20 protein-coding genes are annotated in these 19,096 nt (G+C 66.0%); 6 read left to right on the top strand and 14 right to left on the bottom strand.

Annotated features, from left to right (window positions below; genetic code table 11):
- The first annotated feature begins 8 nt into the window (after positions 1 to 8).
- Entirely contained in the window at positions 9 to 857 is an 849-nt protein-coding gene (locus A3K89_RS18170; protein WP_068428641.1) for a helix-turn-helix transcriptional regulator, read from the top strand.
- 4 nt (positions 858 to 861) lie between these two features.
- Here A3K89_RS18170 and A3K89_RS18165 read toward each other — a convergent pair whose 3' ends face one another.
- The 5 genes from A3K89_RS18165 to dxr form a co-directional block, all read right to left on the bottom strand.
- A complete protein-coding gene (locus tag A3K89_RS18165) occupies positions 862 to 2,679 on the bottom strand; it encodes a penicillin-binding transpeptidase domain-containing protein (RefSeq protein ID WP_068429169.1) in 1,818 nt (605 codons plus the stop codon).
- A 50-nt stretch (positions 2,680 to 2,729) separates the two neighbouring features.
- Complete coding sequence (locus A3K89_RS18160) at positions 2,730 to 3,566, bottom strand: GNAT family N-acetyltransferase (protein WP_068428638.1); 837 nt, start codon at positions 3,564 to 3,566, stop codon at positions 2,730 to 2,732.
- A 77-nt stretch (positions 3,567 to 3,643) separates the two neighbouring features.
- On the bottom strand, positions 3,644 to 4,783 hold the full coding sequence (gene ispG, locus A3K89_RS18155; protein WP_068429164.1) for a flavodoxin-dependent (E)-4-hydroxy-3-methylbut-2-enyl-diphosphate synthase: 1,140 nt from the start codon (positions 4,781 to 4,783) through the stop codon (positions 3,644 to 3,646).
- 62 nt (positions 4,784 to 4,845) lie between these two features.
- Entirely contained in the window at positions 4,846 to 6,060 is a 1,215-nt protein-coding gene (locus A3K89_RS18150) for a M50 family metallopeptidase (protein ID WP_068428636.1), read from the bottom strand.
- A 5-nt stretch (positions 6,061 to 6,065) separates the two neighbouring features.
- Positions 6,066 to 7,319, bottom strand: a complete 1,254-nt coding sequence (gene dxr / locus A3K89_RS18145; RefSeq protein ID WP_084423868.1) for a 1-deoxy-D-xylulose-5-phosphate reductoisomerase — start codon at positions 7,317 to 7,319, stop codon at positions 6,066 to 6,068.
- On the opposite strand from dxr, the gene A3K89_RS18140 reads away from it, so the two are divergent.
- Positions 7,318 to 7,800, top strand: a complete 483-nt coding sequence (locus A3K89_RS18140; RefSeq protein WP_068428630.1) for a DUF1990 family protein — start codon at positions 7,318 to 7,320, stop codon at positions 7,798 to 7,800. The genes dxr and A3K89_RS18140 overlap by 2 nt on opposite strands.
- Here the strand turns inward: A3K89_RS18140 and puuE are convergent.
- Positions 7,781 to 8,689 (bottom strand): allantoinase PuuE, encoded by a 909-nt coding sequence (gene puuE, locus A3K89_RS18135; protein WP_068428627.1) that lies wholly within the window; start codon positions 8,687 to 8,689, stop codon positions 7,781 to 7,783. The genes A3K89_RS18140 and puuE overlap by 20 nt on opposite strands.
- A 203-nt stretch (positions 8,690 to 8,892) precedes the next feature.
- Here puuE and A3K89_RS18130 point away from each other — a divergent pair, with 203 nt between their 5' ends.
- On the top strand, positions 8,893 to 9,162 hold the full coding sequence (locus A3K89_RS18130; protein ID WP_068428624.1) for a DUF2631 domain-containing protein: 270 nt from the start codon (positions 8,893 to 8,895) through the stop codon (positions 9,160 to 9,162).
- 59 nt (positions 9,163 to 9,221) lie between these two features.
- Here the strand turns inward: A3K89_RS18130 and rlmN are convergent, their stop codons facing one another.
- Complete coding sequence (rlmN, locus tag A3K89_RS18125; RefSeq protein ID WP_068428621.1) at positions 9,222 to 10,286, bottom strand: 23S rRNA (adenine(2503)-C(2))-methyltransferase RlmN; 1,065 nt, start codon at positions 10,284 to 10,286, stop codon at positions 9,222 to 9,224.
- Between the two features lie 229 nt (positions 10,287 to 10,515).
- On the opposite strand from rlmN, the gene A3K89_RS18120 reads away from it, so the two are divergent.
- On the top strand, positions 10,516 to 10,935 hold the full coding sequence (locus A3K89_RS18120) for a LapA family protein (RefSeq protein WP_068429161.1): 420 nt from the start codon (positions 10,516 to 10,518) through the stop codon (positions 10,933 to 10,935).
- Positions 10,936 to 11,040: 105 nt separating this feature from the next.
- On the top strand, positions 11,041 to 11,880 hold the full coding sequence (locus tag A3K89_RS18115; protein ID WP_068428616.1) for an HpcH/HpaI aldolase/citrate lyase family protein: 840 nt from the start codon (positions 11,041 to 11,043) through the stop codon (positions 11,878 to 11,880).
- Between the two features lie 6 nt (positions 11,881 to 11,886).
- On the opposite strand, the gene A3K89_RS18110 is transcribed toward A3K89_RS18115, so the two are convergent.
- The 6 genes from A3K89_RS18110 to rpsB all read right to left on the bottom strand — a co-directional run bounded on the left by A3K89_RS18110 (position 11,887) and on the right by rpsB (position 16,946).
- Positions 11,887 to 12,597 carry a class I SAM-dependent methyltransferase gene (locus tag A3K89_RS18110; RefSeq protein ID WP_068428613.1) on the bottom strand — a complete coding sequence of 237 codons (711 nt, stop codon included), beginning with the start codon at positions 12,595 to 12,597 and terminating at the stop codon, positions 11,887 to 11,889.
- Positions 12,594 to 13,478 carry a phosphatidate cytidylyltransferase gene (locus A3K89_RS18105; RefSeq protein WP_068429160.1) on the bottom strand — a complete coding sequence of 295 codons (885 nt, stop codon included), beginning with the start codon at positions 13,476 to 13,478 and terminating at the stop codon, positions 12,594 to 12,596. Before A3K89_RS18105 ends, A3K89_RS18110 begins: the two co-directional genes overlap by 4 nt.
- Before the next feature lie 109 nt (positions 13,479 to 13,587).
- Positions 13,588 to 14,145 carry a ribosome recycling factor gene (gene frr, locus A3K89_RS18100; RefSeq protein WP_068428610.1) on the bottom strand — a complete coding sequence of 186 codons (558 nt, stop codon included), beginning with the start codon at positions 14,143 to 14,145 and terminating at the stop codon, positions 13,588 to 13,590.
- Positions 14,146 to 14,206: 61 nt separating this feature from the next.
- The gene (gene pyrH, locus A3K89_RS18095) at positions 14,207 to 14,935 is read right to left on the bottom strand and encodes a UMP kinase (RefSeq protein WP_068428607.1); all 729 of its coding nucleotides are present in this window, start codon (positions 14,933 to 14,935) and stop codon (positions 14,207 to 14,209) included.
- 216 nt (positions 14,936 to 15,151) lie between these two features.
- Positions 15,152 to 15,976 carry a translation elongation factor Ts gene (tsf, locus tag A3K89_RS18090; RefSeq protein ID WP_068428604.1) on the bottom strand — a complete coding sequence of 275 codons (825 nt, stop codon included), beginning with the start codon at positions 15,974 to 15,976 and terminating at the stop codon, positions 15,152 to 15,154.
- 106 nt (positions 15,977 to 16,082) lie between these two features.
- Positions 16,083 to 16,946, bottom strand: coding sequence for a 30S ribosomal protein S2 (gene rpsB, locus A3K89_RS18085; RefSeq protein ID WP_068428601.1), 864 nt, complete (start codon positions 16,944 to 16,946; stop codon positions 16,083 to 16,085).
- A 337-nt stretch (positions 16,947 to 17,283) separates the two neighbouring features.
- On the opposite strand from rpsB, the gene A3K89_RS18080 reads away from it, so the two are divergent.
- A complete protein-coding gene (locus A3K89_RS18080; RefSeq protein WP_068428598.1) occupies positions 17,284 to 17,784 on the top strand; it encodes a M23 family metallopeptidase in 501 nt (166 codons plus the stop codon).
- Here the strand turns inward: A3K89_RS18080 and A3K89_RS18075 are convergent.
- Complete coding sequence (locus tag A3K89_RS18075; RefSeq protein WP_206031001.1) at positions 17,781 to 18,983, bottom strand: MinD/ParA family ATP-binding protein; 1,203 nt, start codon at positions 18,981 to 18,983, stop codon at positions 17,781 to 17,783. The genes A3K89_RS18080 and A3K89_RS18075 overlap by 4 nt on opposite strands.
- Between the last annotated feature and the right edge of the window lie 113 nt (positions 18,984 to 19,096).

The following is a 19,096-nucleotide window of genomic DNA, read 5'->3' as shown; positions in this document are numbered from 1 at the left end:
GTGGACCCGTGCCGACCACCGATCTGCTCCGCCCCCGCGATGGGGACGCGCTCCGCGCCGAACTTCGTCACGTCGTGAAGGCCTCGGGCGTGCCGGTGGTGTTCGGCGGTGAGGTGTCCGCGACGACGCTGCATCTGACCGAGTTCCACGGCACCCGCACCCGCGGCCTGGACGGGCTGACTATTCCGAGCATGTTCGGGCTCGGTGGCCGGGTCATGGATCAGCTTCGCCCGGCCGCGGTCAGCGATTACGGAAGCTCGGAATACATCACCCACGACTTCGACCAGCCCGTGCTCGGAGAGGGCCTTCGGTCCATCCTGGCGGTGCCCGTCGTCGTCGCCGGCACCTCGCGCGCTGTCATGTACGCGGCCGTGAGGGAACGCGGGCCGATCGGCGATCGCGTCGCGACGTCGATGGTGCAGGCGTCGCGACGGCTCTCCCGGGAGATCGAGGTACGCGACGAGGTGGATCGACGGATACGCATGCTCGCCGCGAGGACCGTCGACACCGAATCCACGGTTGCCGGTGAGATCCTGCGAGATGTACACGCCGAACTTCGTACGCTGACAACGAAAGCCGACGACGCGTCCCTGCGGTCGTCGCTGACGCAGCTGTCGGAGCGCATCGCTCGCGCCTTGCATCAGGACGCACCCGACGGCACGGTGACGCTGTCCGCGCGGGAGATCGACGTGCTGGCGCAGATCGCGCTCGGGTGCACCAATGCGCAAGCGGCCGAACGGTTGTCGCTCGGGCCCGAGACGGTGAAGTCCTATCTGCGGTCTGCGATGGGCAAGCTCGGCACGCGGTCGCGTCACGAAGCGGTCGTCGCGGCTCGACGTCACGGCCTGCTGCCGTAGGACCTCAGGCGTAATAGCCGGGGGGCAACTGCTCGAACATCTCTCGGGTCACGGCGACGGCATTGTCCGAACTACCGCCGCGCACCACGAGCGTCGCGAAGGCCAGGTCACCTCGGTAGCCGACGAACCAGGCATGTGATCCGCCTTCGACCTCGGCCTCACCGGTCTTGCCGTACACCTCGCCCTGGTCGGCGATGCGTTCGGCCGTGCCGCTCGTGACCACCGACCGCATCATGCCGCGAAGGCCGTCGACCATCTCGGGCGTGATGGGCGGATGGTCACCCTCGACCTTGGTCTCTCGACCCACGATCAGATTCGGCACCGGCGTCGAACCGTGAGCGACCGTCGCCGCCGCGAGGGCCATACCGAACGTGGAGACGACGACCTTGCCCTGACCGAACCCGTCCTCGGTTCGCTGCACCAATTCCTCTGCCGGAGGGACGGATCCGCTGTCGGTCGGCAGTCCCACGACCTCGTAGTCGGTTCCGATGCCGAACTGCGACGCGGCCACCGTCAACGCGTCGGGCTGCATCTCGCTGGCGAGCTTCGCGAACGAGGTGTTGCACGACCGAGTGAACGCCGTGCCCATCGACACGTTGCCGAGCGAGAACTCGTTGTAGTTGGGGACGCTCCGCTCGCCGATCGTGATCCGGCCCGGGCACGGCACGATGGTGTCCGGACCGGCCAGACCGTTCGAGATCGCCGCACCGGCGGTGACCATCTTGAACGTCGACCCGGGCGGATACAGACCTGCCGATGCCACCGGCCCGTCTCGATCGGCTTCCTTGTTCTGAGCCACGGCGAGCACGGCGCCTGTCGACGGCTGGATGACGACCGTCATCGCCTGCTCGACGCGAGCATTCACGGCGTTCTGGGCGGCAACCTGGACGTTGCGATCGAGACTGATCGAGAACGACGGGGCAGGCTCGGGCGGCGTATCGGTGAGCACGTCGATCTCCACGCCGTTGCGATTCACCGTCACCACGCTCCAGCCGGCTTTGCCGTCGACCTCGTCGATGACCGTCTTCTTCACCTGCGACACCAGATCCGGCGCGAACGTCCGGTCGGTGGAAATCAGGTCGGATTCGTCCGACGCGGTGACCCCCGGCAGCGCCGTCAGCGCCGCGGCGACTGTCTTGTAGTCATCGTCACGCAGCAGAGCGACGGGATAGTCACCCTTGGTCGACGTCGCCGACTCGACGATGCTCTGCGCCGAGATCGTGTTGTCGAACGGCGCCAGGAGTCTCGCCAATCCCGTGGCCGCCGAGACGATGTCGCTCGACTCGGACGCATCGATCTTGATGCGGTGCACAGTTCCGGGAACGAGAACATCGGATCCGGATCGTTCGTTGACACGAGCCCGAGGAGGAGCCGTCGAACGCAACGCCATCGTCTGCGTGTCGCCGAGGCCGGGGTGAATGTTCGTCGACGACCACCGGACACCCCACTGACCGTCGGTGCGGCCCATCCGAAGTTGGCCGTCGTAGGTCCAGACCCGGTCCTTCGGCAGATGCCAGTCGTAGGTGAATCCCACGGTCGCCGTGTCGCCGTTCACCTCCACGGAAGTGGTTCGCGCGTCCAGTGATTGGGCCTGCAGGTTGTTCCACGCGTCGTTCAGGGCCGTAGCGGCCGCGTCCGGACGGTCGGTGTCGGCCGACGCGGTGTCGATGTCGCGTTCGGAGAACGCCGCGAGAAACGCCTGAGCCGCGGGTTCCGGACCGTCGGGACCCGGTGTGCAGGCGGAGATCGAACCGACGAGGACGACGCCCACCACCACAGTTGTTGCACACCGGCGAACGCGCCGAACATCGGAGAATCTCATCGCGCTCATCGTAGATCGCCGGTGCCCCACCGTCGCCGAACGAATCGCGGTCAGTCGAGGAGAACTGTCGTGAACGTGGCCACCTGTGTCAGACCGATGCGTTCGTATGCGCGTCGTGCGGCGTAGTTGTAACTGTTGACGTACAGACTCGCGACGCGTCCGCTCCGCACGACCGCGTCGACGACTGCGGCGGTGCCCGCGGATCCGAGGCCGTTCCCTCGGTGGACCGGATCGACCCAGACGCCTTGGATCTGCCCGACCGACGCGGACTGCGACCCGACCTCGGCCTTGTAGACGACTGCACCGTCCTCGAACCGCGCCCAGGCGCGTCCTGCCGCGATCAAGCTGGCGATGCGACGACGGTAACCGCGGCCACCGTCGTTGGCACGAGGGTCGACGCCGACCTCTTCGATGAACATGGCAACCGCGGCCGCGAGGTACACGTCGAGTTCGTCCGCGCGGACGAGACGCACGTGCGGATCCGCGGGGTACGACGAGTACTGCGACGTCGCCAACAGCGGTTGATCGCTGCGAAGTTCGCGAGCCGCACCCCAATCCGCCTCGAGCATCTCCCATAGCGGCAGCGTCAGCTCCGCCCGCCCGACGAGCGACGAACACATGCGCGGACCGCGACATGCGCGGTCCGCGAACGATCGAAGGTCGTCCGTCGACCCGAGAAGGGGCACGAGATTCGCGCCGTAGAAACACAGCGACTCGTCGGGGCCGCCCCGGCTCCACAGCTCACCGTGGAACGATCGAGGATCCAGACCGGACTCCTGGACGCGCGCGGCGATCATGCAGGACGCGATCGGGTCGGCGTCCAGCACACGCAGCACATGGGCAGTGTCCTTGCTGCCCAATGGCTTCGCGCCGAGGAGCTTGAGCACCGATGGTCACCTCCAGATCAACGCGTGCCTCGTCCGTCGATGACAGCGTGCCAGACGCAGGCCGAGAAGTGGGCGATTCAGCTCACTGTCACGACCGGCGCGCCTGCCTCGGCGCTTCCGTCTTCGTCGAATTCCTCGGCGATGCGCATTGCTTCCTCGATCAGGGTCTCGACGATCTGAGCTTCGGGGACGGTCTTGATGACCTTGCCCTTGACGAAGATCTGGCCCTTGCCGTTACCGCTCGCCACACCGAGGTCGGCGTCGCGCGCCTCACCCGGACCGTTGACGACGCATCCCATGACGGCGACGCGCAGCGGAATTTCCATGCCTTCGAGACCCGCGGTCACCTCGTCGGCCAGTGTGTAGACGTCGACCTGCGCACGGCCGCACGACGGGCAGGACACGATCTCCAGCTTGCGCGGACGCAGGTTGAGCGACTGCAGAATCTGGTTGCCGACCTTGATCTCCTCGGCCGGCGGAGCCGACAGAGAGACGCGAATCGTGTCGCCGATGCCCCGTGACAGCAACGCGCCGAACGCGACGGCCGACTTGATGGTGCCCTGGAACGCGGGACCGGCCTCGGTGACACCGAGGTGCAACGGGTAGTCGCACTGCGCCGCCAACTGTTCGTACGCCTCGACCATGACGACGGGGTCGTTGTGCTTGACCGAGATCTTGATGTCGCCGAAGCCGTGTTCCTCGAACAGTCCCGCTTCCCACAGCGCAGACTCGACGAGTGCCTCGGGCGTCGCCTTGCCGTACTTCTGCATCATCCGCTTGTCGAGCGAACCGGCGTTGACACCGATACGGATCGGAATGCCCGCATCGCCCGCAGCCTTCGCGACCTCCTTGACCCGACCGTCGAACTCCTTGATGTTGCCTGGGTTGACGCGCACCGCAGCGCACCCGGCATCGATCGCGGCGAAGATGTACTTGGGCTGGAAGTGAATATCTGCGATGACCGGGATCTGGCTCTTCTTCGCGATGATCGCCAGCGCGTCGGCGTCGTCCTGCGTGGGGCACGCCACCCGAACGATGTCGCAGCCCGACGCCGTCAACTCGGCGATCTGCTGCAACGTGGCGTTGATGTCGTGAGTCTTGGTGGTGCACATCGACTGAACCGAGATGGGATGGTCACTGCCCACCCCGACCGAACCGACCTGCAGCTGACGAGTCTTGCGACGAGGGGCGAGCACGGGTACCGGCGGTGCCGGCATGCCGAGTCCGACGGGAACAGTCACTTCGATGCCTTCTTTCCTAGCTCTATCCGTGAGTTTAGCTAGAACAGCTTGATGGGGTTCACTATGTCCGCCGTCAACGTGAGCAACATGTATGCCCCGCCGATGACGATCACGACGTACGTGACGGGCATGAGCTTCATGTAGTCGACGGGTCCGCCGTTGGGCAGACCCCGACGGTGACGGAAGAAGTTGCGGATCCGCTCGTAGATCGTCACTGCCATGTGCCCGCCGTCCAACGGAAGCAACGGCAGGAGGTTGAAGATTCCCAGGAAGAAGTTGAGGCTCGCGAGCAGCAGCACGAACACCGGCCACAGCGAACGCTCGACGAGCTGGCCACCGATGACGCTCGCCCCGACGACACTGATCGGTGTCTCCGGATCGCGTTCGCCGCCGGTGACGGACGTCCACAGGTCCGCAACCTTGCTCGGCATCTGCACCAGGCGATGCGCCGTCTCGACGAACATGTCCCCGGTGAACGCGACCGACGCCGGAATCGCCGCGAGCGGGTTGTACTTCGTCGGGCCGAACGTCTCCATCTGGACGCCGACGGCGCCGACGGTCGCGGACTTCCTGCCGGTCTCGGTTCCGTCGGACACCCAGCGTTGAACCTGCTGCACCTGGACCGGGAAGGTCAGTTCCCGGCCGTCACGCTCGACGACGAAGTCGACCGTTCCGGACAACGGTTGGGTCGCGGCGACGACGTCGGCGAAGGTTGCCGTCTCGGTGTCACCGACCTTCGTGATGACGTCGCCCTGACGGATGCCCGCGTCGTACGCCGGGCTCGTGCCGGTGCAGTCGGGGTAGGTCAGGTCGTCGTTCTGCGTCGCGGTGACGCACGGCATGTTGCCGACCATCGCACCGCTCGGCGGGTTCAGGTTCGGCAGCCCCCATCCGACGGCGAGGATGAAGATCAGCAGGAATCCCAGGACGAAGTTCATCCCGATTCCGCCCATCATGACGACGAGACGCTTCCAGGTCTTCTGCCGATACATCGCGCGGTCGACTTCGTCCGGCGCCAGTTCGTCGATGGCCGTCATGCCCGCGATGTCGCAGAACCCGCCTGCCGGAATCGCTTTCAGCCCGTACTCGGTCTCGCCTCGTCGGAACGAGAAGACCTTGGGACCGAACCCGACGAAGAACCGTCGCACTTTCATGCCGGTGGCCCGGGCCGTCCACATGTGCCCCGCCTCGTGCAGGGCGATCGACACCGTGATCCCCAACGCGAAGAGGATGACGCCGAACACGAACACCATCGCGACTAGTCCTTCCGATCCAGGAGTGTGCGGGCCTGCCGACGGGCCCAGGAATCGGCTGCCAGTACGTCGTCGACACTCGTCGGAGTCGACGTCCATTCCGAACTACCGGACTGGACGACCTCGGCGACGGTCCGGACGATCTGCGGAAAATCGATACGCCCGGCCAGGAACGCTTCGGCCGCAACCTCGTTCGACGCGTTGTAGACCGCCGTCATGCATCCGCCGAGGATGCCGGCCTCGCGGGCGAGCTGGACCGCGGGGAACACGCGGTCGTCGAGCGGCTCGAAGTCCCAGGTGAACGCCGTCGTGAAGTCGAGGGGGCGGGCCGCGTCACGCACGCGGTCGGGCCATCCGAGGGCCAATGCGATGGGCAGACGCATGTCGGGCGGGCTTGCTTGCGCAATGGTCGAGCCGTCGAAGAACGTGACCATCGAGTGCACGATCGACTGTCGATGCACCGTGACGTCGATCCGGTCGTAGGGAACGCCGAACAGCAGATGCGTCTCGATGAGCTCGAGGCCCTTGTTCACCAACGTCGCCGAATTCAGCGTGTTCATCGGACCCATCGACCAGGTGGGATGCGCGGCCGCCTGCTCGGGCGTCACCGACTTCAGCTCGGTCTCGGACCAGCCGCGGAACGGCCCGCCGGACGCGGTGAGGACCAATCGCTCGACTTCGTCCGCACGGCCGCCGCGCAGACACTGCGCCAGCGCCGAGTGCTCCGAGTCGACCGGCACGATCTGGCCGGGCGCTGCTGCGGCCTGGACGAGCTCGCCGCCGGCGACCAGCGACTCCTTGTTGGCGAGCGCGAGTGTCGCACCGGTCTTCAGCGCGGCGAGTGTCGGCTCGAGGCCGAGCGACCCGACGAGGGCGTTGAGCACGATGTCCGCCGACGTCGCTTCGACGAGTTCGGTGACCGCGCGGTCACCGGTCAGGACGTTCGGGCAGTGCAGCTCCCCTGCCGACCGCGCGACGGCGACCGACTCGACGCCGGTCTCCCTGATCTGACGGTTGAGCAGGTCGATGTTGCCGCCGCCTGCGGCAAGACCGACCACCTCGAAGAGGGACGGATTCGCCGCGATGACGTCGAGCGCTTGAGTACCGATCGATCCGGTGCTGCCGAGGAGAAGGACCCGTTTCGGGGTGTCCGACGACGGTTCGTGTGGCGCTCTGGGCTCTGGCACCCGTCCATTGTTCCTGATCGCGCCTGAGAGTCTGCTGTGCGGTTTGGTTACGCATGGCACGCTGGCCGACATGGACCTCTCCTACGCCGAGATCGGCGCAACCCGGGGCCGTCTGCCGAGTGGTTATCACCACGTCGAACGGCGCGTACGGATCGGCGACGGCCGCGCTTCGTTCGATTCCGTCGCGGCTGCGCTCCGTAGCTGGGAGGTACACCGCCGAGCCGGGTTACGCGCCGAGGCGTCGTCGCCGACAGCGGACGACGGGACGACGGTCGTGCTGCATCTCGGGCCCGTGCGCATTCCGTGCCGCGTCGTGTACGTCGTCGACGAACCGCAGCGTGCCGGGTTCGCCTACGGAACCCTTCCCGGTCATCCCGAGCGGGGTGAGGAATGCTTCCTCGTCGAGATCGACGACGACGGCGAGGTGTACGCCCACATCAGAGCCTTCTCGCGACCGGGCACCTGGTACACGAAGCTCGGCGGGCCGATCGGCCGTGCGGTGCAGCGCTGGTTCACCGACCGATACGTGGCAGCTATGCGGGCCGCGGCGTAGGGGCATGTTTCTCCAGCCAGTGCCGGGCGATGTCGATCCGACGGGTGACCCACACCTTGTCGTGCGACTGCACGTGGTCCAGGAATCGTTCGAGCGCGGCAGTGCGTGCGGGCCTGCCCACCAACCTGCAGTGCAACCCGATCGACAGCATCTTCGGCGCTCCGGCCTCGCCCTCGGCATACAGGACGTCGAACGCATCGCGTAGATGCGCGAAGAACTCCTCCCCCGTCGAGAAACCGCCAGGCGACGAGAAGCGCATGTCGTTGGTATCGAGGGTGTACGGCACGACCAGATGGTCGACGGTCCTCGAACCACGACCGACGCGGAGGAAGTACGGCAGATCGTCGGCGTACGAGTCCGAGTCGTAGACGAAACCGCCGTGCTCGACGACGAGCGAACGCGTGTTGGGCGAGTCGCGTCCGGTGTACCACCCCAGAGGTGCGCTGCCGGTGAGTTCGGTCAGAATCTCGACGGCCTCGGCCATGTGCTCGCGTTCGACGTGCTCGTCGACCTGCTGATAGCTCAGCCACCGTAGACCGTGGCATGCGATCTCGTGCCCGAGTTCGACGAACGCCGCAGCCGCGTCGGGATTGCGTTGCATCGCACGCGCGACGGCGAAGATCGTCAGCGGCAGACCCCGACGCTCGAACACACGCAGCACCCGCCACACTCCGGCCCGAGATCCGTACTCGTACAACGACTCCATGCTCATGTGGCGGTTCGGAAAGGCCTGAGCGCCGATCATCTCGGACAGAAAGGTCTCGGACGCCGCGTCGCCGTCGAGAACGTTGCTTTCGGCGCCTTCCTCGTAATTCAGAACGAACTGAACGGCGACGTTCGCCCCACCCGGCCACTTCGGGTCCGGCGGGTGTGCGCCGTAACCGACCATGTCTCGCGGGTACGGGACGAGTGGGTGCGAGAGTCGTTCCGAGGTCACGAATCAGGAGTCTCCCAGCAATGACGACCTCATGCCCGGCGAAAGGCACGCCGGGCGTCGCACCCACCTCGCTACGACGGACGGTCGTATGCAAATATTGTGACCACACACGCGCCGAGCATGTCGGCGCGCCTTTGACCCGAGAGGATCGACCGGTGGCACAAACCGAGCTGAACCCCGCTTCGTACGACCCGGTCGAGTACACGCACGAGGACATCGCCGAGGTCCCGTCGGCCAAGTGGGGTTGGAGCGGTGAATCGCCCAAGGCGATGCGCGTCGCAGCCCTGGTCGTCGCGGCGATGCTGCTGTTCATGATGCACGGCAACCACCACGGTTTCGTCGAGGACCTGTGGCTCATCGGCTTTGCGATCGTCCTGGTCGGTCTCGTGGTCCGCGACGTCATCGTCAAGCGCAAGCCTCGGTAACACCCGTCACGCCACGAAGCCCGGTACGAGAATCTCGTACCGGGCTTCGTCGTGTGTGCTCAGTTCTCGGCGGCGAGCTGCCCGCATGCCGCGGCGATCTCCTGACCGCGCGTGTCACGAACGGTGCAGGACACGCCCTGCGCGATGACGCGACGCACGAATTCGCGCTCGACGTCCTTCGGACTCGCATCCCATTCGCTGCCGGGCGTCGGATTCAACGGAATCAGGTTGACGTGCACGCGTGACCCGAGCGCCTTGTGCAGCTTCTTGCCGAGCATGTCAGCCCGCCACGGCTGGTCGTTGACGTTCTTGATCATCGCGTACTCGATCGACACCCGTCGGCCCGTCTGGTCCGCGTAGTACCGCGCAGCCGCCAGGACCTCGGCCACCGACCACCGGTTGTTGACCGGCACCAGGGTGTCGCGCAGTTCGTCGTCCGGTGTGTGAAGTGACACGGCCAGCGTGACCGACAGGCCTTCGTCGGCCAGCTTCCGAATCGCGGGCGCGAGACCGACGGTCGAGACCGTGACCGATCGCTGCGACAGACCGAGCCCTTCCGGTGCAGGCGAGGTGATCTTGCGCACGGCAGCGACGACACGCTTGTAATTGGCCAGCGGTTCACCCATGCCCATGAAGACGACGTTCGAGAGTCTTCCCTCTCCCCCGTGCACGACGCCGTCCCGCAGGTCGGCAGCTGCCGCTCGGACCTGGTCGACGATCTCCGCCGTCGTGAGGTTCCGATCGAGACCACCCTGTCCCGTCGCGCAGAACGGGCACGCCATACCGCAGCCCGCCTGGCTCGAGATGCACAGCGTCGCTCGGTCCGGGTACCGCATCAGCACGCTTTCCAGCAGTGTGCCGTCGTTCGCCTTCCACAGGGTCTTCCGAGTGTCCCCGTCGTCACATGCGAGGTGTTTCAGCGGCGTGAGCAGCGGCGGAAACAGATCGGCACCGACCTTCTCGCGGACCGCAGCCGGAAGATCGGTCATCTTCGAGGTGTCCGCTTCGAGGCGACCGTAGTAGTGCCGCGCGAGCTGGTCGGCACGGAAAGCGGGCAACCCGAGCTCCTTGACCGCAGCCTGCAGACCCTCCTTGTCGAGGTCCGCGAGATGCCGCGGCGGCATCCCTCGACGTCGATCCGCGAACACCAACGGCAGCGACGGCCTCGTCTGCGTGCGGGGGTTCGGTGTTGCGGAATCGTCGGTTGTCGTGGCGGAGTCACTCATAGTGCTCCCAGTGTCCCACTAGTGCGCGTTTCCGCATATTCTGCTCGGTTTCGGGAGGTGACCGACGGGTAAGCGAACCGTCAGCGAAAAGAGTGCATCCAGTTCCGGTGTGCGAAAGGATCCGATCATGTCCACAGCATCAGGTGACCGCAACGACCGAATTCACGAGACCACCCCGGTCCCCGATACGTTCGACGACCGCACGCCCGCCCCGATCACGAACCCGGACTCCGACGACCACAGCGCACCGGATCCCGAGGCGGTTCGCGACACGCGCCGACCCGTCGGGAAGTCGCCGGAAGGTATCGCCCACACCAAGGCCGCGGCTACCTGGACCGGACTGGTGGTCGGCGCGATCGTTCTGGTGATCCTGCTGATCTTCATCCTGCAGAATCTCGGCTCCGTGCCGGTGAACATCTTCGTCTGGACGTTCGAACTTCCGCTCGGCGTCAGCATGCTTCTCGCGGCGATCGCAGGCGCGTTGGTCATGGCTCTCGCGGGCGGCGTCCGGATCCTGCAGATTCGCCGGGCGGCGAAGCGAAAATGATCACAGCTCGCTGAACACTATGCACGCAAGCTGGCACCTGCGGACTGAATCGATAAGGTTGGTCGTGCCCGATTTCACCGCAAGGAGCCTTACGTGACCACTTTCATGGAGACCCCCGTGACGTCCGGCGTCGCGCCCGACCGCGCCCGTTCGTGGCTCTTGGTTCCCGCTACCAAGCCCGAGGCGTTCTCTGCCGCAGTCGAATCCGAGGTCGACGCCGTCATCCTCGACATCGAGGACGCTGTCGCACCCGCCGCGAAGCCCGCAGCGCGTCGAGCCGTCGTCGAGTGGCTCGAAGCCGGCAACTCCGCCTGGGTTCGCATCAACGACGCGACCACGTCGTTCTGGGCCGATGATCTCGCCGCACTGTCCGGCCTGAAGGGTCTCGCCGGCGTCATGCTTGCCAAGACCGAGAGCGGCAGCCAGGTCGAGGCAACTGCTGCTCGCCTCCCCGAGGGCACCCGTGTGCTCGCGCTCATCGAGTCTGCCATGGGTCTCGAGGCGACGCCCGAAATCGCACGAGCCGACGCCACGTTCCGACTTGCGTTCGGAAGCGGCGACTTCCGGCGGGACACCGGTATGAGCGACGAGCCCCTGGCGATGGCGTACCCGCGCTCGCGACTCGTCGTGGCGTCGCGTGCGGCACGCCTGCCTGGCCCGATCGACGGACCGACGCTCGCCGCCGACGAGGCCATCCTCAGCCGGGATTCTGCGCTGACACTGTCGATGGGCATGAGCGGCAAGCTCTGCATGCGCTCCGAGCAGGCGCCGACCGTCAACCGCGAACTCGCGCCGACCCCCGGCGATGTCAGTTGGTCCAACGAGGTCATCGAGGATCTCGGAATCGACGGTGCCGGTGTTCGCGACGGCAGCGATCTGCCGCGACTGGCGAAAGCGATGAAGATCCGCGAGGCCGCCGAGGTCTTCGGAATCTCCGCAGACTGATCGACCCTAGGTGACGAGGCCTGCGGGCCTTCGTCGCCAATGAATGCGATATCGAACGTCGAATCCGAGGCCAGGGATGCTCCGCGCAGCCCTGGTCGCGGTGCGTTCGGTGAACTCGATTCCCAGCACGGCACGCATCGTCTCGCGGCTGTCGAACTGCCACCGCGTGTCGACGCGTTCGAGGGAGAATCCTTCCGCGTCGAAGAACGCTTCCACGGCAGCGCAGTCGTATTTCGGCAGATCCGCGCGCATCCAGTCTCCGTACGGCGACGCCGATACATCCAGATCGACGACGACGAGGGTCCCACCGGGCCGCAGCACTCGCATGGCCTCGGTGATGCCGGGACCGCAACCGGCCCCGAAGAAGTAGGCCGTTCTGGCGTGCACGACGTCTGCCGACGCGTCGTCGAGCGGAAGCGATTCCGCGTTGCCGTCGACGATCTCGACATTGTCGAGCGACGCGGTACGTGCACGAGCGGCCCTCACCAGCGGAGCATGAGGTTCGACGCCGACGACCCGGGCAGCCGTCGCCGCGAACTCCGGAAGGTGGAACCCGCTGCCGCATCCGACGTCGACGACGGTCGCGCCCTCCCATGGCGCGATGCGTTTCAGTGCTGCGGGAATGCGGCCGTCGATGTCCTGCGCCCGATTCTCGGCCTCGTACACCCTGGGCCAGTGCCAGATGTTCGGGCTGGGAATGATGCGTGGACTACTCACAGAAGGACCGTGAAGACCAACCACGCGACGAAGGCCGACGGGAGCAACGAGTCGAGACGGTCCATGATGCCGCCGTGGCCGGGCAGCAACGTGCCCATGTCCTTGATTCGAAGGTCGCGCTTGACCTGTGATTCGATCAGGTCACCCAGCGTGCCCGTCACCACCAGCACGACGCCGAGCAGAACGCCGATCATCGAGTTGGCGTCCAGAATGAGCGTGACGGTGAGCAGACAGCCGATGACGCAGAAGAGCAGAGAGCCGATCAGCCCTTCCCAGGACTTCTTCGGACTGATCGCAGGAGCCATCGGGTGCTTGCCGAACAGGACGCCCGCGATGTACCCACCGACGTCCGAGCACACCACCGCGATGAGGAACACGAGTACGCGGCCTGCACCGTCGTCGTCGAGCACCATCAGAACGGCGAACGAGGCCAGCAGCGGTAGCCAGCACGCGACCATGATGGTGACCGCGAGTTCTCGAAGGTAGTTCTTGGGAGCAGAGCCCAACCCCTGCTGCAACAGCAACCAGACCATGCACACGAGCACCGTGCCTGCCGTCGCGGTCAGTACACCGGTCGTGCCCCACGGCCAGGCGAACCAGATGATTGCTTGACCACCGAGAATCAGCGGAACACGCGGAACCAGCACTCCTGCTTCACGAAGCCGCTTGGATACCTCGTAGGTCGCGACCGCGAGCGCGACGGCGACGACTCCGATCCACACCAGCGGCGCGAAGACCATGACAGCGATGAGGCCGATACCGAGTCCGCCGCCGACGGCGATCGCGGCGGGAAGGTTACGTCCGGCGCGTCCCGGCGACTTCCGGTCGGACCCGGCTGGACTCGCGACCGCGCCGGTGGCCGACCCGTTCTCGCCGGCCATGGGTTCGCCGTCCGGGTCGGGCGTGGCCGGCCCTCGCGGTCGTTCCGATCCCACCACGCCGCCATCTCCTTGCATCGAAAAACTCTCCGGTCCCTGGTCGAACGAGGCGTCAGACCTCCATCAACTCGGCTTCCTTGCGCTTGACCAGCTCGTCGATCGACGCGGTGTACTTGGACGTGGTCTTGTCGAGCTCGTTCTCGGCGCGCACGACCTCGTCCTCGCCTGCTTCGCCGTCCTTCTGGATGCGCTTGAGCTCTTCCATGGTCTTGCGACGAACGTTGCGGATGGACACCTTCGCGTCCTCGCCCTTGCCCTTCGCCTGCTTCACAAACTCGCGGCGGCGCTCCTCCGTCAGCTGCGGCACACCGATACGGATCAGGTTGCCGTCGTTGGTCGGGTTGACGCCGAGATCGGAGTTCCTGATGGCCGTCTCGATCGGTCCGAGCTGCGCCTGCTCGTACGGCTTGATGACGACGAGGCGAGCCTCGGGAACGTTGATGCTCGCGAGCTGCGTGATGGGTGTCGGCGCGCCGTAGTAGTCGACGACGATGCGGTTGAACATGCCGGGGTTCGCACGACCGGTACGGATGGTCGACAGGTCGTCCCGGGCTACGGTGACCGCCTTCTCCATTCGTTCCTCGGCGTCGAAGAGCGCTTCGTCGATCACGATCTGTCCTCCATCGTCCTCGTTCGTGTTGCTGGCAAGTCTGTGTCCGTGGTCAGCCCGGTCACGACTGGACCAGTGTTCCGATCTTCTCACCCGCGACCGCGCGAGCGATGTTGCCCTGAGTCAGCAGATTGAACACCATGATCGGCATCTGGTTGTCCATGCAGAGGCTGAAAGCAGTCGCGTCGGCGACCTTCAGCCCTTTCTCGATGACCTGACGGTGCGTGATCGAGTCGTACATCGTCGCGTCGGGATCGATACGGGGATCGGCCGAGTACACACCGTCGACGGCCTTCGCCATCAGGAGTACCTCGGCGCCGATCTCGAGCGCGCGCTGCGCTGCGGTGGTGTCGGTCGAGAAGTACGGCATACCCATGCCTGCACCGAAGATGACGACTCGGCCCTTCTCGAGGTGCCTGCGGGCACGCAACGGCAGGTACGGTTCGGCGACCTGGCCCATCGTGATGGCGGTCTGCACGCGAGTGGCGACGCCCTGCTTTTCGAGGAAGTCCTGTAGCGCAAGGCAGTTCATGACCGTTCCGAGCATGCCCATGTAGTCCGACCTGGACCGGTCCATGCCTCGCACCTGCAGTTCGGCGCCGCGGAAGAAGTTGCCACCGCCGATGACGACGGCTACCTGAACGCCGGTGCCGACGACCTCGGCGATCTGCTCTGCGACGTTGTTGACGACGTCCGGGTCGAGGCCGACTTGCCCTCCGCCGAACATTTCACCACCCAGCTTGAGCATCACACGCTTGAATCCGGGGCGGTCGGTGGCGGGATCGGTCATTGCTCTCCTCGGTACTCGCCTGTCGAATGCGCACGGTGAACACGGCGCGTTCACCTACGCCGTCACCCTTATCCTGCCTTATTCGGGACACGACCGACGCATCCGCCATGCGTGACGTGACGCGCCCGCGGGGAATGTCCCCACACAGCGATGCCGCTCGCCCGGCTGTTCGGCCGGGCGAGCGGCATCGCGCGTGTTACTGGTGTGAAGCCGGGATCAGTTGGAGCCGACCTCGAAGCGAGCGAAACGAACCAGGGTGACGCCTGCCTCGTCGAGGATCGCCTTCACGGTCTTCTTCGAGTCCTGGACCGAAGACTGCTCGGTCAGCACGACGTCCTTGAAGAAGCCGTTGACGCGGCCTTCGATGATCTTCGGCAGTGCCTGCTCGGGCTTGCCCTCTTCGCGAGCGGTCTCCTCGGCGATGCGACGCTCCGACGCGACGATCTCCTCGGGGACCTCGTCGCGCGTGACGTACTTGGCCTTGAGCGCGGCAACCTGCATGGCAGCACCGCGAGCGGCCTCGGCTGCCGCCTCGCCCTCTCCGGTGTACTCGACGAGCACGCCGACGGCGGGCGGCAGGTCTGCGCTGCGCTTGTGCAGGTACGTGGCGACCGGTCCGTCGAAGGACACGACGCGACGGATCTCGAGCTTCTCGCCGATCTTGGCCGAGAGCTCCTGCAGAGCGGTGTCGACGGTCTTGCCGTTCAGATCGAGCGCCTTCAGAGCGTCGACGTCGGCGGGCTTGCCGGCCTCGGCAACAGCGGCGACCGAGTCGGCGAACGCCTGGAACTCTTCGTTCTTCGCGACGAAGTCGGTCTCCGAGTTGATCTCGACCAGAACGCCGCCCTTGGCGACGACGAGGCCCTCGGCGGTGGAACGCTCGGCACGCTTGCCGACGTCCTTCGCGCCCTTGATGCGAAGCTGCTCGACGGCCTTGTCGAAGTCGCCGTCGGTCTCCGCGAGTGCGTTCTTGCAGTCCATCATTCCGGAGCCGGTGAGCTCGCGGAGCCGCTTGACGTCAGCGGCGGTGTAGTTCGCCATGTTGGGCGACCCTCCTCGAATGCTGTGGGTGGGCAGAGCTTGAATCTCGGTGATCCGCAAGAAAGGTCCCGAGCGGCGTGGTCACGCCGTTCGGGACCTTCGAAGATCATGCCTGAGTTGCGGACGCTTCTCCGGCCGGAGCATCGGCGACCGGCGCCTCGGCAGCAGCTTCCTGCGTGGCCTCGGCTGCGGGCGACGCCTGTGCCAGCTGCTCGAGCTCCCACTCGGCGAGCGGCTCGCCTGCGCCGACCTCGGGCTTGGCGTCGGACGAGGTGTTCAGTCCGGCGCGAGCCTGGACACCCTCGGCGACAGCCGAAGCGACGACCTTGGTCAGCAGTGCAGCGGAACGGATCGCATCGTCGTTGCCCGGGATCGGGTAGTCGACGACGTCGGGGTCGCAGTTGGTGTCCAGGATCGCGATGACCGGGATCTTCAGCTTGCGAGCCTCGCCGACGGCGATGTGCTCCTTGTTGGTGTCGACGATCCAGATGGCCGACGGAACCTTGGCCATGTCGCGGATACCACCGAGGGTGCGATCCAGCTTGGTCATCTCACGCGTGAGCATGAGGATTTCCTTCTTGGTGCGTCCCTCGAAGCCACCGGTCTGCTCCATGGCCTCGAGCTCCTTGAGGCGGAGAAGACGCTTGTGAACCGTCTGGAAGTTGGTGAGCATGCCACCGAGCCAGCGCTGGTTCACGTAGGGCATTCCCACGCGAGTGGCCTCGGCTGCGATGGACTCCTGAGCCTGCTTCTTCGTGCCGACGAACAGGACCGTGCCGCCGTGAGCGACAGTCTCCTTGACGAACTCGTAGGCCTTGTCGATGAAGGTCAGCGTCTGCTGCAAGTCGATGATGTAGATGCCGTTGCGGTCGGTGAAGATGAAACGCTTCATCTTCGGGTTCCAGCGACGGGTCTGATGTCCGAAGTGTGTGCCGCTGTCGAGCAGCTGCTTCATGGTTACTACAGCCATGGCTGAAGAACTCTCTTTCGATTGCCGGTTGATGCAGGGTGTCGTTCGACCCCTGCCCTGGCGACCGCTGACTGTCGGACCCACTTCGAGAAGCAGGACCGCCCGACAGCCGGGTCGTGCGACGATGCCACGGAAACGATGGCTGCCACATGACGCGGACGCGCGAAGTCGACCCATGCATGCACAGGCCGCTCGACAAGTGTAGACCTCGCGCGCCCGACTACATAACCAGGCCCGATGGTCAAGGGCGAACGACATCTGTGGACGGATTTCTCGTTCGTCCACAGATATCGATTCGACGCTGGGACGGCATCGATCTCGGGTGACCCTGGACTGTATGAAACGCCTGCTCACGGTCTTCGTGGCCGCCGCCGTCATCACGCACTGCACGACGGACGCCGACGCGTCTCCCGGCGACCGCTTCGTCTGGCCGCTCGCCCCGCGGCCCGCGGTGGTCGGCCCGTTCGACCCACCCGAGCACGACTGGCTTCCTGGCCACCGCGGAGTCGATCTCGCCGGCGCGGCGGGGCAGACCGTTCGGGCGGCGGGCGACGGAACCGTCGTGTTCGCCGGATCCGTCGCGGGCAAACCCGTCGTGTCGATCGACCATCCGAACGGACTGCGGACGACGTACGAACCGGTGCTCGCGGTCGTCTCCCCCGGTGACCGCGTCCGACCCGGCACGACGATCGGGACGGTGGAACCGGGACACCCGGGGTGCGCGGACAGTTGTCTGCACTGGGGTGTCCGGCGAGGGCGTGAGTATCTGGATCCGCTGCGGCTGGTCGGCGCGTCGAGGATCGTGCTCAAACCCCTTGCGCCGGCGGACGGGAATTAACGCCAGCTCGGGCCGGAGTGCCGACCCGTGGCGGCCGGGAAGTCGTCGGCCACCATGGCAGCCAGTTCGACGAACGCCGCACGCGTCTGTGGACGCATCGAATTCAAGTCGACGACGGCACCCTCGGCGAGATGTTCGTCGAACGGAACCACGAGCACTGCGCGGCAGCGCTCGAGGAAGTGTTGGGTGAGCAGGTTCATGTCGACCGCCGACGAGCCCGGCCGTACCGAGCTGATGACGACGACCGTGCGCTCGACCAGATGACCGTAGCCGTGCAACTGCAGCCAATCCAGGGTGGCCGCGGCGCTGCGCGCCCCGTCCACCGCGGGTGACGAGACCAGCACGAGCGCGTTGGCCAACTGCAGAACGCCGTTCATCGCCGAGTGCATGATGCCGGTGCCGCAGTCCGTCAGAATCAGGTTGTAGTACACCTGCAGCATCTCGATGACGGACCGGTAGTCCTTCTCGTCGAACGCCTCGGACGCAGCCGGATCCCGTTCTCCCGCAAGCACTTCGAGTCGACTCGGCGCCTGCGACGTGTGCGCCCTGATGTCCGAGTAGCGCTTGATGTTCGGTGCGTCGGCGAGGAGGTCCCGCACCGTCGACGACGTCTGGCGCGGCACCCGCTCGCCGAGTGTGCCGAAATCCGGATTGGCGTCGACGGCGATGACGCAGTCCCCCCGGAGCGACGCGAAGGTGGACCCGAGACCGAGCGTCGTCGTGGTCTTGCCGACCCCACCCTTCAAGGACAGGAACGCGATCCGGTAATCCCCCATGACCGGTTGCCGAATGCGATCCACCTGGTTGCGGTAACGCTCCTCGGCCGTCGATTCACCGGGGTTGATGACACCGCCGGTGAGGCGGTGCACTCCGCGACGCCACCCCGACGCCGACGTCCGACGCGGCCGCTTGAGCAGCGAATCGGGAGCGAGATCCTGGCTCGTCGGCTGATGGTGCGGGACGCCGGGAAACGAGTTCGTGTGCGGCTGACCGGGCGCAGCGGCCGGGTCGGCCCACGGCGGAGTCCAGTTCCGCGGGCTGTGCGATCGCGAGTCCTCGGATCGCGCCTGACCCTGCGGCCCGGACGGCTGAGCAGGTTCCGGGTTCGCCGCCGAATTCTCCGTCGGAGGCGTGTACCGCGGTGGACGGCGATCCGGACGTGGGGTCTGCCACGGCGGGGCCTGGCGGTCGCCGTTCATCGGCGGTTCTCCAGCCTGGAACGAGGTGGACCCGGCAGGTGCGGGATCGATGGGCACCGGGTTGGAACGAAACGGCCGCCCCGGCCTGATCTGGTCACGGATCGACCACGCGG

Origin of the sequence: Rhodococcoides kyotonense (genome assembly GCF_001645385.1) — a bacterium.
Taxonomy (GTDB): domain Bacteria; phylum Actinomycetota; class Actinomycetes; order Mycobacteriales; family Mycobacteriaceae; genus Rhodococcoides; species Rhodococcoides kyotonensis_B.
This window is presented reverse-complemented; position numbering and strand designations above follow the sequence as displayed.